This is a genomic window from Metabacillus fastidiosus NBRC 101226 (assembly GCF_001591625.1).
Lineage (GTDB): Bacteria > Bacillota > Bacilli > Bacillales > Bacillaceae > Metabacillus > Metabacillus fastidiosus.
Map to the genome: position 1 here is coordinate 51328 of NZ_BCVG01000012.1, position 17231 is coordinate 68558.

General features: G+C 35.0%; 14 protein-coding genes. 8 read left to right on the forward strand and 6 right to left on the reverse strand.

Features of this window, described 5'->3' with window-relative positions; translation table 11 throughout:
* Nucleotides 1-17 precede the first annotated feature (17 nt).
* The 6 genes from mnmG to rpmH all read right to left on the reverse strand — a co-directional run bounded on the left by mnmG (nucleotide 18) and on the right by rpmH (nucleotide 5900).
* Nucleotides 18-1907 carry a tRNA uridine-5-carboxymethylaminomethyl(34) synthesis enzyme MnmG gene (gene mnmG, locus BFA01S_RS05400; protein WP_066226668.1) on the reverse strand — a complete coding sequence of 630 codons (1890 nt, stop codon included), beginning with the start codon at nucleotides 1905-1907 and terminating at the stop codon, nucleotides 18-20.
* An 18-nt stretch (nucleotides 1908-1925) separates the two neighbouring features.
* On the reverse strand, nucleotides 1926-3311 hold the full coding sequence (mnmE, locus tag BFA01S_RS05405; RefSeq protein WP_066226669.1) for a tRNA uridine-5-carboxymethylaminomethyl(34) synthesis GTPase MnmE: 1386 nt from the start codon (nucleotides 3309-3311) through the stop codon (nucleotides 1926-1928).
* Between the two features lie 322 nt (nucleotides 3312-3633).
* Nucleotides 3634-4251: an RNA-binding cell elongation regulator Jag/EloR gene (jag, locus tag BFA01S_RS05410; RefSeq protein WP_066226671.1), complete on the reverse strand. Its 618-nt coding sequence runs from the start codon at nucleotides 4249-4251 to the stop codon at nucleotides 3634-3636.
* Nucleotides 4248-5033, reverse strand: a complete 786-nt coding sequence (gene spoIIIJ, locus BFA01S_RS05415; protein WP_066226673.1) for a YidC family membrane integrase SpoIIIJ — start codon at nucleotides 5031-5033, stop codon at nucleotides 4248-4250. Before spoIIIJ ends, jag begins: the two co-directional genes overlap by 4 nt.
* A 278-nt stretch (nucleotides 5034-5311) precedes the next feature.
* The gene (gene rnpA, locus BFA01S_RS05420) at nucleotides 5312-5650 is read right to left on the reverse strand and encodes a ribonuclease P protein component (protein ID WP_066226674.1); all 339 of its coding nucleotides are present in this window, start codon (nucleotides 5648-5650) and stop codon (nucleotides 5312-5314) included.
* 115 nt (nucleotides 5651-5765) lie between these two features.
* Complete coding sequence (rpmH, locus tag BFA01S_RS05425; protein ID WP_066226677.1) at nucleotides 5766-5900, reverse strand: 50S ribosomal protein L34; 135 nt, start codon at nucleotides 5898-5900, stop codon at nucleotides 5766-5768.
* Nucleotides 5901-6428: 528 nt separating this feature from the next.
* Between rpmH and dnaA the strand changes: the two genes are divergently transcribed.
* The 8 genes from dnaA (at nucleotide 6429) to BFA01S_RS05465 (ending at nucleotide 17018) form a co-directional block, all read left to right on the forward strand.
* Entirely contained in the window at nucleotides 6429-7781 is a 1353-nt protein-coding gene (gene dnaA / locus BFA01S_RS05430; RefSeq protein ID WP_066226697.1) for a chromosomal replication initiator protein DnaA, read from the forward strand.
* Nucleotides 7782-7987: 206 nt separating this feature from the next.
* The gene (gene dnaN / locus BFA01S_RS05435) at nucleotides 7988-9124 is read left to right on the forward strand and encodes a DNA polymerase III subunit beta (protein ID WP_066226679.1); all 1137 of its coding nucleotides are present in this window, start codon (nucleotides 7988-7990) and stop codon (nucleotides 9122-9124) included.
* A gap of 273 nt (nucleotides 9125-9397) precedes the next feature.
* Nucleotides 9398-9613 carry a S4 domain-containing protein YaaA gene (yaaA, locus tag BFA01S_RS05440; protein ID WP_066226681.1) on the forward strand — a complete coding sequence of 72 codons (216 nt, stop codon included), beginning with the start codon at nucleotides 9398-9400 and terminating at the stop codon, nucleotides 9611-9613.
* A gap of 46 nt (nucleotides 9614-9659) precedes the next feature.
* Entirely contained in the window at nucleotides 9660-10790 is a 1131-nt protein-coding gene (gene recF, locus BFA01S_RS05445) for a DNA replication/repair protein RecF (RefSeq protein WP_488168597.1), read from the forward strand.
* A gap of 10 nt (nucleotides 10791-10800) precedes the next feature.
* Nucleotides 10801-11076, forward strand: a complete 276-nt coding sequence (gene remB, locus BFA01S_RS05450; protein ID WP_066226685.1) for an extracellular matrix regulator RemB — start codon at nucleotides 10801-10803, stop codon at nucleotides 11074-11076.
* Between the two features lie 48 nt (nucleotides 11077-11124).
* Nucleotides 11125-13047 carry a DNA topoisomerase (ATP-hydrolyzing) subunit B gene (gene gyrB, locus BFA01S_RS05455; protein ID WP_066226699.1) on the forward strand — a complete coding sequence of 641 codons (1923 nt, stop codon included), beginning with the start codon at nucleotides 11125-11127 and terminating at the stop codon, nucleotides 13045-13047.
* A 249-nt stretch (nucleotides 13048-13296) separates the two neighbouring features.
* Nucleotides 13297-15771 (forward strand): DNA gyrase subunit A, encoded by a 2475-nt coding sequence (gyrA, locus tag BFA01S_RS05460; RefSeq protein WP_066226687.1) that lies wholly within the window; start codon nucleotides 13297-13299, stop codon nucleotides 15769-15771.
* 149 nt (nucleotides 15772-15920) lie between these two features.
* Nucleotides 15921-17018, forward strand: a complete 1098-nt coding sequence (locus BFA01S_RS05465; RefSeq protein ID WP_066226689.1) for an HD-GYP domain-containing protein — start codon at nucleotides 15921-15923, stop codon at nucleotides 17016-17018.
* Nucleotides 17019-17231: the final 213 nt, after the last annotated feature.

The following is a 17231-nucleotide window of genomic DNA, read 5'->3' on the forward strand; positions in this document are numbered from 1 at the left end:
GTCAAAACCTTTCTGCCTTATTCATTTGCAATCTTTGCAATTTTACCTTGTTCAAGATAGACGAGAAGAATAGAAATATCAGCTGGGTTTACGCCAGATATTCGCGATGCTTGGGCAACAGAAATTGGTCTTACATCTTTTAATTTCACACGCGCCTCTGTAGCGATACCAGATATTGCATCATAATCAATATTTTCTGGAATCTTCTTGCTTTCCATCTTTTTGAGCTTTTCTACTTGCTGTAATGATTTTTCTATATAACCTTCATACTTGATTTGAATTTCCACCTGTTCTGCTACATCGCCGTTAACTTCATTATCGGCAGGAATTAATTTTTTTATATGCTCATAAGACATTTCTGGACGTTTTAATAAATCTGAACCTTTAATTCCATCCTTCAGCTCGCTGCCGCCGGCTGATCTGATGACTTCTTGAGTTTGTTCATTCGGTTTAATAATCGTCGAAGAAAGTCTTTCCTTTTCTTTCTCAATAGCTTCTTTCTTCTCCAAAAACTGAGTGTAACGTTCTTCTGAAATTAATCCTACTTCATGGCCAACTTCTGTTAAACGCAAGTCGGCATTGTCATGACGTAATAGTAAGCGATACTCGGCTCTTGAAGTTAAAAGACGATAAGGATCAAGCGTACCCTTCGTTACTAAATCGTCAATCAATACGCCTATATAGGCATCAGAACGGCTTAAAATAACTTCCTTGCGGTTTAAAACTTTTTGTGCGGCATTTATTCCTGCCATAATACCCTGTGCAGCGGCCTCTTCATAACCTGATGTACCGTTTAACTGACCTGCTGTATAAAGACCTTCCACTAGTTTGGTCTCAAGTGTTGGCCAAAGCTGTGTCGGAATGAGGGCATCATATTCAATCGCATAACCAGGACGCATCATTCGGGCATTCTCAAGCCCTGGTACTGTTTTTATCATTTCATGCTGCACGTCTTCAGGAAGACTTGTCGATAATCCTTGAATATATACTTCTTCCGTATTGCGTCCTTCTGGCTCTAAAAAGATTTGATGACGCGGCTTATCATTAAAGCGAACGATTTTATCTTCAATTGAAGGACAATAGCGAGTTCCTGTACCTTTAATCATTCCAGAAAACATCGGGGAGCGATGCAGATTATCATCAATAATTTGATGTGTTTCTAAATTCGTATATGTTAACCAGCATGGAAGCTGATCTGTAATAAATTTTGTTGTTTCATATGAAAAAGCACGCGGCTCTTCATCACCAGGCTGTATTTCTGTTTTACTATAGTCAATTGTATTGCCATTTACACGTGGAGGCGTACCTGTTTTAAAGCGAACTAATTCAAATCCAAGCTCTTTTAAATGATCAGACAGCTTAATGGACGGCTGCTGATTATTCGGACCGCTTGAATAGCTTAAATCTCCAATAATGATTCTGCCGTTTAAGAATGTACCCGTTGTTAAGACAACTGCCTTCGAACGGTATTCCGCCCCTGTTTTCGTTATAACCCCGCAGCATTTTCCATCTTCTACAATAAGACGTTCTACCATTCCTTGTACGAGTGTTAAATTTTTCTCATTCTCTAATGTTTTCTTCATTTCATGCTGGTAAGCAAATTTATCAGCCTGTGCTCTAAGTGCACGAACGGCAGGGCCTTTGCCTGTATTGAGCATTCTCATTTGAATATGTGTTTTATCCACATTTTTAGCCATTTCCCCGCCAAGTGCATCAATTTCACGAACAACAACCCCTTTTGCAGGACCGCCTACAGAAGGGTTACATGGCATAAAGCCGACCATATCTAAGTTAATTGTTAATACTAATGTTTTCGTGCCTACACGGGCAGCGGCAAGCGCCGCCTCAATTCCAGCATGACCCGCTCCTACAACGATTACATCATAATTTCCTGCTTCATATCCCATTTTTAAACCTCCAATTCCCTATTTGCCAAGACAAAATTGGGAAAACAATTGATCAATTAAACTTTCATGTACTGCATCACCGATAATTTCACCTAAAAGCTCCCAACAACGTGTTAAATCAATTTGTACAATGTCGATCGGCACACCGGAATGAACCCCAGTAAGCGCATCATCTATTGCTTTCTCAGCTTCTGTTAAGAGAGAAATATGTCTCGAATTTGAAACATATGTTAAATCTCCGCTTTGGACATTGCCTTGGAAAAATAACGTGCTTATTGCTTCTTCTAATTCATCTATTCCTTTTTCCTCTAATAAGGAAGTTGTTACAACCGGTCGATTTCCTGCTAATTCTTTCACTTTTTCTAAATCAATTCTCTGACTTAAATCTGTCTTATTAACAATCACGATAATGTCCATATCTTTCGTTACTTCAAATAACTGAAGATCATCATCTAAAAGCTCTTCGTGATAATTAAGCACAAGTAAAATAAGGTCTGCTTCTTTTAATACCTGTCTTGACCTTTCTACTCCGATTCTTTCGACAATGTCCTCTGTTTCGCGAATTCCCGCTGTATCAACAAGTCTTAGCGGAACACCTCTTACATTGACATATTCCTCAATAACATCTCTCGTCGTTCCCGGGATGTCTGTTACAATCGCTTTATTTTCCTGAACTAAACTATTTAATAAAGAGGATTTACCAACGTTTGGCCTACCGATAATAACCGTTGATAAACCTTCTCTTAATATTTTCCCCTGGCTTGATGTTAATAATAATTTTTCTATTTCCTTCTTCACATATGTCCCTTTTTCAATCAGCATCTGATGTGTCATTTCTTCTACATCATCATACTCCGGGTAATCAATATTCACTTCTACATGTGCTAATGTTTCTATTATTTCCTGTCTCAGTTTATTAATAAGCTTTGACAGTCTTCCTTCCATTTGACCAAGAGCCATGTTCATTGCACGGTCTGTTTTTGCACGAATTAAATCCATCACAGCCTCTGCCTGTGAAAGATCGATTCTTCCATTTAAAAATGCGCGCTTTGTAAATTCCCCTGGCTCAGCAATTCTTGCTCCATTTCTTACGACCAATTGCAGTACTTTATTTACTGTCACTAATCCGCCGTGACAGTTTATTTCTACAACATCTTCTCTAGTAAAAGTTTTTGGTCCTCTCATAATAGAAACCATTACTTCCTCGACAATCTGTTCTGTATCAGGATCAATAATATGACCGTAATGGATCGTATGTGACTTTTCTTCTGCTAATCTTTTACCAGAAGGAGCTCTAAAAACTTTATCAGCAATTTTAAAAGCCTCATCCCCGCTTAAACGGATAATAGCAATTGCACCTTCTCCAAGCGGTGTCGAAATAGCCGCTATCGTATCAAATATCATCCTATACTCACCTCTCTTTATTCCTCTCTTTTATATAAAATAAATTTGAAATTAACTAGTAACAGCAAAACTTAAAGATACCATAATCCAAATAAAAAATAAATATTATCCACAATCGTTCTTTTTTTATTTTTCTATTTATTATTTTAACTTATCCACATGTTAATAACAATATTTGCTGAATACCCATCTAAATTTTTAAATGATAGAAAATAGCCATCATTTTTCACTCTCAATCAGAAAAGAAAAAAGTTATTATTTACATAAAAAAGCCTATCTAAGTATTTCACAAAATCTTGTGAATATTAGATAGGCTTTCATTTTATTTTGGAGAAATAACGATATAACGGTTAGGATCCTCTCCAATGGAGGATGTTTTTATCCCCTTTATACTGGCAAGTGCCGCATGGATTACCTTTCGCTCATATGAAGGCATAGGCTCAAGCTTCACTTCTTTTTTATCTTTTACTACTTGTCTTGCCAAACGTTTTGCGAGCTCTGACAAAGTAGCTTTTCTTCGCTCACGATAGTTTTCAGCATCAACAATAATTTGTAAATACTGCTTTGAATATCGATTTGCAACAAGCTGTGTCAAATATTGAAGTGAATTCAGTGTCTGGCCCCTTTTTCCGATTAAGAGAGCTATTTCCTTCCCTCTAATTGAAAATAGGACCTGCCTTCCACCTTGTTCTACATCTATATCTGCTTCAATATTCATTTTTTTGATTACATCTATCAAAAATTTCCTGGCTTCCTCAACAGGATTAACTTTCAATTTAATATGAACTGTTGCAGGCTTTTGCCCGAATAATCCAAGAAAACCTCGTTTTCCTTCACTAATAACATTTATTTCTACTTCATCAGTGCCTACATTTAACTCGGCTAAAGCGGATTTTACTGCTTCATCGACGGTGAGTCCACTAGCAGTTATTTCTTTCACTTTTTAGTTCCCTCCGATTTACCTTTATTCCCCTGCAGATCAGGACCTTTAATTAAAAATGTTTGCCCAATCATAAATAAGTTACCAACTACCCAATATAATGATAATGCAGCAGGGAAATTTACAGCAAAGATAACGATCATGATCGGCATAAGCCAAAGCATCATTTGCATTTGCGGCATCATCGCTGGATTTTGTCCTGATGTTCCGGCCATCATTAATTTTTGTTGGATAAATGTTGTGATACCGGCTACGATTGGCAAGATGAAGAATGGATCACGTTCACCAAGGTCAAACCATAGAAAATTATGCTGTGCAATTTCTTGCGTTCTCATAATGGCATGGTAGAAACCTATTAAAATCGGCATTTGAATAAGTAACGGGAAACATCCTGCGATCGGATTAACACCATGCTTTTGGAATAATGCCATCGTTTCCTGTTGTAATTTCTGTTGGGTCTGCTGATCTTTTGAACTGTATTTTTCCTTTAACTTTTGCATTTCAGGCTGTAATGCCTGCATTGCTTTAGAACTTTTCATTTGTTTTATCATAAGAGGTAAAATAGCTAAACGGATAATCAATGTAACGACAATGATAGATAATCCATAGTTGTTACCAAATAAAGTTGCAAAATATGTAATTAACCAAGATAGTGGATATACGATATATGTATTCCAAAAACCTTCACTTTCTTTTGTGATCGGCTCATTCACATCCATACATCCAGTTAATAAGGATAGAAGAAGCGCTAATCCAATCAATAGCAATATTCGCCTTTTCAATCTTTTTTCCTCCTAAAAATTAAGTAGTGACAAAGGACTTTCACTAGTATGAACTTTAAAACGAGAAGAGAGAATAATTATTTTTACATCTCACATTTTACCATCTTTTCATGATTTTTTCTCGATTTTCATTAGCTGAATTTCTACAATTTCTTATAAAATTCAACTAATTGGACCTTTACTGGCAATTGATTTCCCAATCTCCCATTCGGCTTCCTTGTCTTTTTTAGAATCTTTAGTCGGTAGTCTTACTTACCGGTTAAATATAGAATAAAATTTCAAGGACGATACAGCTTCATTTTTTTAAATAGATGGTTCAAACTGCTTTTTACTTCATCATATGACATTTCAGCAGCTGGCTTTCTTGCAATAATAATAAAATCTTTATTATTTACAATCCGCTCTTTCTCTTCTAAAAAAACTTGTCTTATCAATCTTTTTACCCTATTTCTCGTAACTGCATTCCCAATTTTCTTGCTGACAGAAAGGCCGATCCTAAGTTCACTTTCTTCTCTTTCAAGAAAATAAATGACAAATTGTCGATTTGCCATTGATTTCCCCTGTTTAAATATTTTTTGAAAATCTTCATTTTTTTTTATTCTATTTTTTTTATTCATTTTCTTCACTCCGGTTGTGATTACAAAAATCTCACCATCATTATGTCAATTATGTAAGTGATTTAAACGATTAATCCTTATATGTGAAAAAAGACCACTGATAATTTTCAGTGGTCTATGCTGATAATACTTTTCTTCCCCTACTACGACGACGAGCAAGAACTTTACGTCCGTTTGGAGTGCTCATGCGGCTACGGAAACCATGAACTTTACTACGCTTACGTTTATTTGGTTGATAAGTACGTTTCATATATAACACCTCCTCTGAGGAATAGCTGTTAAAGACAGTCTTGCTAATTATAGTGAGTTAGCTGAAATTTGTCAACCTCTACAGCCCTATTAATTTCTCCAATGTAAATAAAAAAAACTTAAAACGATCTTCATCGATTTTAAGTTTCTATGTGGATAAGTTTTTAACATCTTTTTTATTATCCACATCATTTATCGACATGTTTTTCACATATTATATCATTGTGGACAAGTTTTTTAAACAATATATTAGTTATGTGGATAAGTTTTTTAAAAGCATTGCAACTATTGACTTATTTTGATATTATATTTGTGTTTTAACTCTTAACAATGAAAAATAGATTTCTGTTTATCCACAGATTGTGGATAAAGTGTGGAGAAGTATAAACATCTTGTTATTTAAATTGTCCACATGCAGTGAATTATGTCGAAAACATGTTTTTCTACTATATTATTTTTTATTTATATTTTTAGTAGAATGAATATTTATACAATAGATCGTTTTAGTAAAGGAGGGACAATGCCTCTAATGGAAAATATTTCGGAGTTATGGAGTAAGGCCTTAATAGAAATTGAGAAAAAAATTAGTAAACCTAGTTTTGAAACATGGTTAAAGTCAACAAAGGCACATTCTCTGCAAGGTGATACTTTAATCATTACTGCTCCTAACGATTTTGCCCGTGATTGGTTAGAGTCAAGATATTTACATTTAATTGCAGATGCTGTCTATCAATTAACTGGTGCAGAACTTGCAATCAAATTTATTATTCCTGAACATTTAACAGATAGTGAATTTTCGTCTAAAAACCAAGTGAAGCCACCATTAAATCAGGCAGAGGAACAAAATGAATTATCACAAAATATGTTAAATGATAAATATATTTTTGATACTTTTGTTATTGGTTCTGGAAACCGATTCGCCCATGCTGCTTCTCTGGCAGTAGCAGAGGCACCAGCTAAAGCTTATAATCCTTTATTTATTTACGGTGGAGTTGGACTTGGGAAAACCCATCTTATGCATGCCATCGGACATTATGTCCTTGAACATAATCCATCCGCAAAGGTCGTTTATCTATCATCTGAAAAATTTACAAATGAATTTATTAACTCAATCCGTGATAATAAAGCAGAAAATTTCAGGAATAAATATCGAAATGTAGATGTTCTATTAATAGACGATATTCAATTTCTCGCAGGAAAAGAACAAACACAAGAAGAATTTTTCCATACATTCAACACGCTTCATGAAGAAAGCAAGCAGATTGTTATTTCCAGTGACAGACCGCCTAAAGAAATACCAACGCTTGAAGATAGACTTCGCTCCCGATTTGAATGGGGTTTAATAACAGATATTACACCGCCTGATTTAGAAACAAGGATTGCTATTTTGCGGAAAAAAGCAAAAGCGGAAGGGCTCGATATACCAAATGAGGTAATGCTTTATATTGCTAATCAGATCGATTCGAATATTCGTGAATTAGAAGGAGCTTTAATACGTGTCGTTGCTTATTCCTCATTAATTAATAAGGATATAAATGCTGATTTAGCTGCTGAAGCTTTGAAAAATATTATTCCAAGTTCGAAGCCTAAGATCATTTCCATTAGTGATATTCAAAAAGTTGTGGGTGAACATTATCATGTTAAACTAGAAGACTTTAAAGCAAAAAAACGTACAAAATCAGTCGCTTTCCCACGACAGATCGCTATGTACTTATCACGAGAATTAACCGATTCGTCCCTTCCTAAAATAGGTGATGAATTTGGAGGAAGAGATCATACTACTGTTATTCATGCCCACGAAAAAATATCAAAACTGTTGCAAAACGATGAACAATTTCAAAAGCAATTAAAAGAAATTGAAGGAATATTACGAGGGAACTAGTTTGATTAACTAGGATAATGTGAATAACTAAGTCTTACTCATGCACAGTCTGTCCACATGTGGATAGGCTGTCTTTCCTTTGAATTACTACGTTATCCACATATCCACAAGCCCTACTATTACTTCTACTATTTTTTTAAATAATAATTATATATATACAAGTAATTTGATAGCTGGCTAAATTGCTTATTCAAGGAGGATCCAAAATGAAATTTATAATTCAAAGAGATAAGTTAACAGAAAGTGTTCAAGATGTAATGAAAGCTGTTTCTTCTCGAACAACAATACCGATTTTAACTGGAATAAAAATTGTTGCTACAGAAGATGGTGTAACATTGACTGGAAGTGATTCAGATATTTCAATAGAATCCTTTATTCCAGCTGAAGAAGAAGATAAAGAATTTGTTGATATTCAACAAACAGGAAGTGTTGTCTTACAAGCCAGATTTTTCAGTGAAATTGTAAAAAAACTTCCTAAGGACGCAGTGGAAATTGAAGTAAGCAATAATCATTCAACTGTGATCAGATCAGGAAAAGCAGAATTTAATCTTAATGGGTTAGATGCAGAAGAATATCCGCTTTTACCGCAGATCAGTGAAGAGAATGTATTTAAAATTCCAACAGATCTATTAAAAGCTATGATTCGTCAGACAGTCTTTGCTGTATCTACATCTGAAACTAGACCGATTTTAACAGGTGTTAACTGGAAGTTAGAAGATAATGAATTAATTTGTATTGCCACTGATAGTCATCGTCTTGCACTAAGAAAAGCTAAAATCGAATCAGGCGTAGAAGAAACATACAATGTCGTTATTCCTGGTAAAAGTCTAACAGAACTAAGCAAAATACTAGATGATACAAATGATTTAATTGATATTACGATGACAGAAAACCAAATTTTATTTAAAGCTAAAAATTTATTATTCTTCTCAAGATTGCTGGAAGGAAACTATCCAGATACGACAAGATTAATACCGACGGAAAGTAAAACAGAGCTAATCGTAAATACAAAAGCCTTTTTAGAAGCAATTGATCGTGCATCGCTTTTAGCAAGGGAAGCAAGAAATAATGTTGTAAAGCTTTCCACTTTAACAGAACGTATGATTGAAATATCATCGGATTCACCTGAAATTGGAAAAGTTATTGAAGAGATCCAAACTGATGAAACGACAGGCGAAGAATTAAAAATTTCCTTTAGTGCAAAATATGTAATGGACGCTTTAAAAGCACTCGAAGGAACAGAAATCAGAGTAACATTTACTGGTGCAATGAGACCTTTCTTAATACGTACGCCTGAAAATGAATCAATATTACAATTAATTTTACCTGTAAGAACATATTAAAAAATACGGAGCTGACCTAAAGTGAAGGGCAGTTCCGTATTTTTTATAAAATAAATCTCTAGTAAGCGGGGATTCTTACTCACTTGTATCTATGTTAAAATAATTTATCCTGTTCTCTAGATAGAACTAACTTTGAAACGAATGGGTATTTATGCCTACTATCTGTTCATTTCTAGTAGACATTATGAGATAATCCAGTTATGAATAGCTTTTAAATATAATTTTTAGTATCATTGTAAGTTATAGACTGATAAAGGATGGCGATTATGTTATATGGCAAAACCTGTTAAGATTGAGACGGAATATATTACTTTAGGACAATTTTTAAAGCTCGCAGACGTCATTCAAACAGGTGGTATGGCAAAATGGTTTCTAGGAGAATATGCAATTTTTGTTAACAGCGAACTAGAGAACCGACGTGGAAGGAAGCTAAAAGCTGGGGATGTTATCGATATACCTGAATTTGGTACGTTTGTCGTTAAAAATTAAAACACACAGTTATTAAATTCCCTATTTTAAAAAGCCAAAGTCAAAGATGGTGACAAACGTGCATATTAAGCAATTAAAATTAAAAAATTATCGCAATTATGAAAATTTAGAAGTTAATTTTGAAAATAAAGTGAATGTTATACTTGGTGAAAATGCTCAAGGCAAAACAAATGTGATGGAATCCATCTTTGTTTTAGCAATGGCCAAGTCACATCGTACGACAAATGATAAAGAACTTATTCGCTGGGACGAAGAATATGCTAAAATAGAAGGAGCAATCGAAAAATATAATCGTTCAGTAGATCTTCAACTTGTCATTTCAAAAAAAGGGAAAAAAGCAAAATTACATCATTTGGAACAAAAGAAACTAAGCCAATATATCGGTGCGATGAATGTTATTATGTTTGCCCCGGAAGATTTGAATTTAGTAAAAGGGAGTCCTCAAATTCGCCGTCGTTTTATCGATATGGAAATTGGCCAAGTTTCCCCAGTATATCTCCATGATTTAAGTCGTTTTCAAAAGATTATGCAACAAAGAAATCATTATTTAAAGTTACTTCAGACTAAAAAGCAGACAGATGAAACGATGCTCGATGTATTGACAGCTCAATTATGTGAAGCGGCTGCAAAAATTCTGTTAAAACGGTTGGAATTTGTTGAACAATTGCAAAAATGGGCACAGCCAATTCATCAAGGAATCAGTAGAGGTATAGAAAGATTAACGATTCAATATAAACCTTCGATAGATGTATTAGATACCCCGAACTTGTCGACAATGATAGAAGCATTTGAACGGAAATTTGATAAAATAAGAGCGAAAGAGATAGAACGCGGAGCTACTTTAGCAGGGCCGCACCGGGATGATCTCAGCTTTTTGGTCAATGATAGAGATGTTCAAACCTATGGATCGCAGGGACAGCAAAGAACGACAGCTTTATCACTAAAATTGGCGGAAATCGATCTTATTCATCATGAGATTGGTGAGTATCCAATTCTCTTGCTCGATGATGTTTTATCAGAATTGGATGATTACAGGCAGTCACATTTATTAAACACAATTCAAGGGAAAGTCCAAACATTTGTCACAACGACTAGTGTGGAAGGAATTGAACATCGAACATTAAAAGAAGCAGCGATGTTTCATGTCGATTACGGAAAATTAACTGCTAAAAAATGAGGTGAGTTATTTGTATATCCATTTAGGAGATAATTTTGTTGTTCCGTCAAAAGAAGTTGTAATGATTTTAGACGGCCAATCATCAGAGGAATCTGTGATTGTTAGTGAATTTCTAGATATGCAAAAGAAAGCGATCGTACAGCTGACAACTGGTGTTGTAAAATCAATTGTTGTAACAACAGAAAAAATTTATTTCTCACCTCTTGCTTCAAATACTTTAAAGAAACGAGCTAAATTAGCTTTTGATATAGATACACAATTCAACCGTATTTTTAAGAATAGTTGATTGATTTAAAATTAGGTTTAAAGAAAAGTGTAGGTGATAACAGTGGCAATGGAAGAAAAAGATATGTCACAACAATCATACGATGCCAATCAAATACAAGTACTTGAAGGGTTGGAAGCAGTTCGAAAACGACCTGGTATGTACATTGGTTCAACAAGTTCCAAAGGTTTGCACCATTTAGTATGGGAAATTGTTGATAATAGTATTGATGAAGCTCTAGCAGGCTTTTGTGATGAGATTAACGTCATTATTGAAGAAGATAATAGTATTACAGTGAAAGACAACGGACGTGGAATTCCAGTTGATATTCAAGAGAAAATGGGCAGACCCGCTGTTGAAGTTATTTTAACTGTACTTCACGCTGGAGGGAAATTCGGCGGTGGAGGATACAAAGTATCAGGTGGTTTACACGGTGTAGGTGCGTCTGTTGTTAATGCACTTTCTACAACACTTGAAGTAACAGTAAACCGTGATGAAAAAGCACATTATTTAAAATTTGAGAGAGGTGTCCCTGTCGGTGATTTAAAAGTAATAGGTGAAGCTGACGCAACGGGTACCATTATTAATTTTAAACCGGATGAAGAAATTTTCACAGAAACGACTGTTTATGAATTTGATATACTTGCAAATCGTCTTCGTGAGCTAGCATTTTTAAACAGAGGTATTAAGATTACGATTACAGATAAGCGGGAGCAAAAACGAGAGAAAGAATATTACTATGAAGGCGGTATCAAGTCATACGTCGAGCATTTAAATCGCACAAGAGATGTAATCCATGAGGAGCCGGTTTATGTTGAAGGCGAAAGAGATGGTATTACAGTCGAGGTCGCTCTTCAATACAATGACAGCTATACAAGTAATATTTATTCATTTGCGAATAATATTCATACACACGAAGGCGGAACACATGAATCCGGCTTTAAAACTGCTTTAACGCGTGTTATTAATGATTATGCAAGAAAGAATAAAATCTTCAAAGAAAATGATGAAAATTTATTAGGTGAAGATGTTCGTGAAGGAATAACGGCCATTATCTCTATCAAGCATCCTGATCCACAGTTTGAAGGACAGACGAAGACAAAGCTCGGAAATACAGAAGCGAGAACAGTTACAGATTCTATTTTCTCAGAAACTTTTGAAAAGTTTTTATTGGAGAATCCTTCTACAGCGAGGAAAATTGTTGAAAAAGGACTAATGGCTGCGAGAGCTCGAATGGCTGCAAAAAAAGCCAGAGAATTAACGAGACGTAAAAGTGCCCTTGAAGTGTCAAGTTTACCAGGTAAGCTTGCGGATTGTTCATCAAAAGATCCATCAATTAGCGAGTTGTACATCGTTGAGGGTGATTCTGCCGGTGGTTCAGCGAAGCAGGGAAGGGATCGACATTTCCAAGCTATTTTACCTTTACGGGGTAAAATTTTAAACGTAGAAAAGGCGAGATTAGATAAAATTTTATCTAATAATGAAATTCGGACAATTATTACAGCTCTCGGTACTGGTATTGGAGAAGATTTCGACATTTCAAAAACGAGATACCATAAAATTGTCATTATGACAGATGCTGATGTCGACGGTGCTCATATTAGAACATTGCTTTTAACTTTCTTTTATCGCTACATGCGTCAATTGCTTGAAAAAGGATATATATATATCGCTCAACCGCCGTTATATAAAGTGCAGCAAGGTAAAAGAATTGAATATGCATATAATGACCGGGACCTAGAAGAAATATTTGCCCAGCTTCCTCAGCAGCCAAAGCCAGGGATTCAGCGTTATAAAGGTTTAGGTGAAATGAATCCGGAACAGCTTTGGGAAACTACGATGGACCCAGACGTACGTACATTACTCCAAATATCATTAGAAGATGCAATTGGAGCAGATGAAACATTTGAAATTTTAATGGGTGATCAAGTTGAACCGCGTCGAAACTTTATTGAAGAGAACGCAAGATATGTTAAAAATTTAGATATTTAATCTTTTTTTAAAAAGATAGGTGCTATAGCTTATTTTAGTTCTATGGCACCTTCTTTTATATTAGAGATGGATTTATGAGAAAGAGTGCTAGAAACTTGCAAAATTCTCAGATTACAGGCGATTTTCTTTTGAATAGACGTGTAATGTCACTTTATTATTGATATAATGAAGAATATGCTACTAGATAATGAAATCTATAATTGGGTAGGAAAAAAGCGATGTTTGCCCAATTTATGGAGGTAACTTACAATGCCAGAAAATAAAATTCCTCAAGTTAAGGAAATAAATATAAGTAATGAAATGCGTACATCATTTTTAGACTATGCAATGAGTGTTATTGTTTCACGTGCACTTCCAGATGTTCGCGATGGATTAAAGCCTGTCCATCGTCGTATTTTATATGCGATGAATGATCTTGGAATGACCTCAGACAAGCCTCATAAGAAGTCCGCACGTATTGTTGGTGAAGTAATCGGTAAATATCATCCACATGGTGACTCAGCTGTTTATGAAACGATGGTACGTATGGCACAGGATTTCAGCTATCGTTATATGTTAGTTGATGGACATGGGAATTTCGGTTCCGTTGATGGTGACCCAGCTGCAGCAATGCGTTACACAGAAGCACGATTATCAAAAATTTCCGCTGAAATTCTCAGAGACATAAATAAAGATACAATTGATTATCAGGATAATTATGATGGATCTGAAAAGGAACCGATTGTTCTACCTGCAAAATTCCCGAACTTGCTCGTTAATGGAACGTCTGGGATTGCTGTTGGTATGGCAACAAATATCCCGCCGCATCAGTTAGGAGAAGTAATTGACGGAGTACTTGCTTTAAGTAAAGACCCGGACATTACGCTTCCTGAATTAATGGAGATTATTCCTGGTCCGGATTTCCCTACAGCAGGGCAAATTCTAGGCAGAAGCGGAATTCGTAAAGCATATGAAACTGGACGAGGCTCTATTATTATTCGTGCCAACATAGAAATTGAAGAAAAAGCTTCGGGAAAACAAACAATTATCGTTAATGAACTGCCTTATCAAGTGAATAAAGCAAAATTGATTGAGAAAATTGCAGAGCTTGTTCGTGATAAGAAAATAGATGGAATAACAGATTTACGTGATGAATCAGATCGAACAGGAATGCGAATTGTTATTGAAGTAAGAAAAGATGCAAATGCAAATGTTCTCTTAAACAATCTTTATAAACAAACTGCACTTCAGACGAGTTTTGGAATTAATATGCTTGCTCTTGTAAATGGAGAACCGAAAGTATTAGGTTTAAAACAATGTCTGTATCATTATTTAGAGCATCAAAAAGTAGTTATCCGCAGAAGAACGGCTTTTGAGTTAAGAAAAGCGGAAGCAAGAGCACATATTTTAGAAGGATTAAGAATTGCCTTAGATCATTTAGATGCGGTTATTACTTTAATCCGCAATTCACAAACAACAGAAATTGCTCGTAACGGATTAATGGAGCAATTTTCATTAAGTGAAAAGCAAGCACAAGCTATTCTAGATATGCGTTTACAGCGTTTAACTGGCCTAGAGCGCGAGAAAATTGAAGAAGAATACCAATCACTTATTGCACTGATTGCAGAGCTTAAAGCGATTCTTGCCGATGAAGAAAAAGTATTAGAAATCATTCGTGAGGAACTACTTGAATTAAAAGAACGTTTCAATGATAGCCGCCGTACTGAAATTGTAGCAGGCGGATTAGAGAATATTGAAGACGAAGACTTGATTCCACGTGAAAATATAGTCATTACTTTAACACATAATGGCTATATTAAACGCTTGCCGGTATCGACTTACCGCAGTCAAAAACGTGGTGGCCGAGGAATTCAGGGAATGGGAACAAATGAAGATGACTTTGTCGAGCAATTATTAACGACATCGACCCATGATACAATCCTTTTCTTTACAAATAAAGGAAAGGTTTATCGTACAAAGGGTTATGAAATTCCAGAGTTTAGCCGTACAGCTAAAGGCCTCCCTATTGTAAATCTTCTGGAAGTGGATAAAGGCGAGTGGGTAAACGCTATTATCCCGGTATCAGAGTTTGTTGATGACTGGTTCCTGTTTTTCACTACGAAAGAAGGAATTTCAAAGCGTTCTCCATTATCACAATTTGCGAATATTAGAAATAATGGATTAATCGCTCTTGGCCTGCGTGAAGAAGATGAATTAATTTCAGTTCGATTAACGGATGGTTCGAAAGATATCATTATCGGAACGAAGCAAGGGATGTTAATTCGTTTCCCAGAGGTGGATGTTAGATCAATGGGAAGAACAGCAACTGGTGTAAAGGGAATTAATCTTGATACCGATGATGAAGTAGTTGGTATGGAAATATTAGAAGAAGATGTTGATGTTCTTATTGTTACAAGAAGTGGATATGGAAAACGGACACCTGCAAGCGAATATCGTATACAGAGCCGTGGCGGGAAAGGACTTAAAACTTGTAATATTACAGAGAAGAATGGTCCTGTAGTTTCCGTAAAAGCAGTTAGCGGGCAAGATGACTTAATGTTAATTACTGCTAGCGGAGTAATAATTAGAATGGATATTGATGATATTTCCACAATGGGCCGTAATACACAAGGTGTTAAATTAATAAAGTTAGATGAAAATGTGTTCGTGTCAACAGTTGCAGTAGTAGACAAAGAAGAAGAAGAATTTCATACAGAAGAAGATTTAGAGATAGAAGAGAGTTAATTACGGACTAGCTGTGAGGCTAGTCCTATTTAATTTTTCATTTTAGCTTTTTTATATTAAACAAAAGGCGAAAAAATGATGTAAAATAAATGTAAGAATAGGGAAAAAATAATTAATCTTTATTAAGAAAATGAATAGGAGGGAAACATTTGAAAGTCGATGTAAGTCAATTGAATGAAGGGTCAATTTTAATGGAAGATGTTGTTTTGTCAACTAAACGACCACTAGCTCATAAAAAAACAATTATAAATCTGCAGCATATAGAAGCGTTTAAAGCTTTTTTAATAGACAGTGTCGAAGTAGAACCTACTGTTATGGATGTAGATATAGTAAGTTCTAAAGATGCTATTGAGGAAAAGGAGAATAGTAATTCCAAAATAAATGAAAACATACAGCAGGAAATAAATGATTTTTACAGGTTGTATGTGAAGGCAGTCAATTCATATAAACAGCTTTATATTGCCTGGCAATCTGGAATGACGATAGAAATCTCAAAAATAAGGGATCTCGTTCTTCCTTTAGTAAAAGCGCTTTTAAATAATAAAGAGGAAATTTTAAAAATATCACATTATACAAAAACAGAAGAATATTATTTCTATCATCCGATTTCAGTTTCCCTATTAAGTGCTTATCTTGCTGATAGTCTGAATATGAGTGAGGGAGAAATAAATCAAATTTCTATTACCGGACTGTTAGCGGATTGTGGTATGTCTAAAATTGATCAATCAATTTTAAAGAAAAACAACCCGTTAACAGAACAAGACTTTAGAGAGATGAAACAGCACCCGGCTCATAGCTATAATATGATTAAAAACATACCGTCTTTAAAAGAAGCTGTAAAAATCGGTGTATTACAGCATCATGAAAGAATTGACGGGAGCGGCTATCCTATGAGTCTATCTGGTAGCAAACTGCATTTATACGGGAAAATTGTAGCGATTGCAGACACATTTCAAGCGATGGTCTGTGATAGACCATATCGCAGAAAGCAATCACCATTTAAAGTACTAGAACAAATGATAGAAGATGACTTTGGTAAATTCGATATTATGGTATTAGATGAATTGAAAAAAATAATTGCTAAACTATCAGTTGGAACAAAGGTTAGGCTGTCCAATAATCAAATTGGGGAAATTGTTTTTACGGAAGAACAATTTCCGACTAGACCGATGTTAAGAATTATTAATACAAATGAATTTATTGCATTAAAAGAAAAAAGGGATTTATATATTGAAGAACTTGTTTAAATAATGGAGAATTGGAGCTTAAAGCCTGTTATAAAGGCAAAGCTCCATATTTTATATTGATTTTTAAAAAATATTAAAAATGTTATTGCCTTTTTAAAATGATGTTGTTATAATCTTATAAGTCAGCTGTTAAGGAATATTGATTTTTTAAAAAAGAGTTGACTTAAAGTTAGAGAGATGTTATATTAATAAAGTCGCTTTGAAGCGATACAG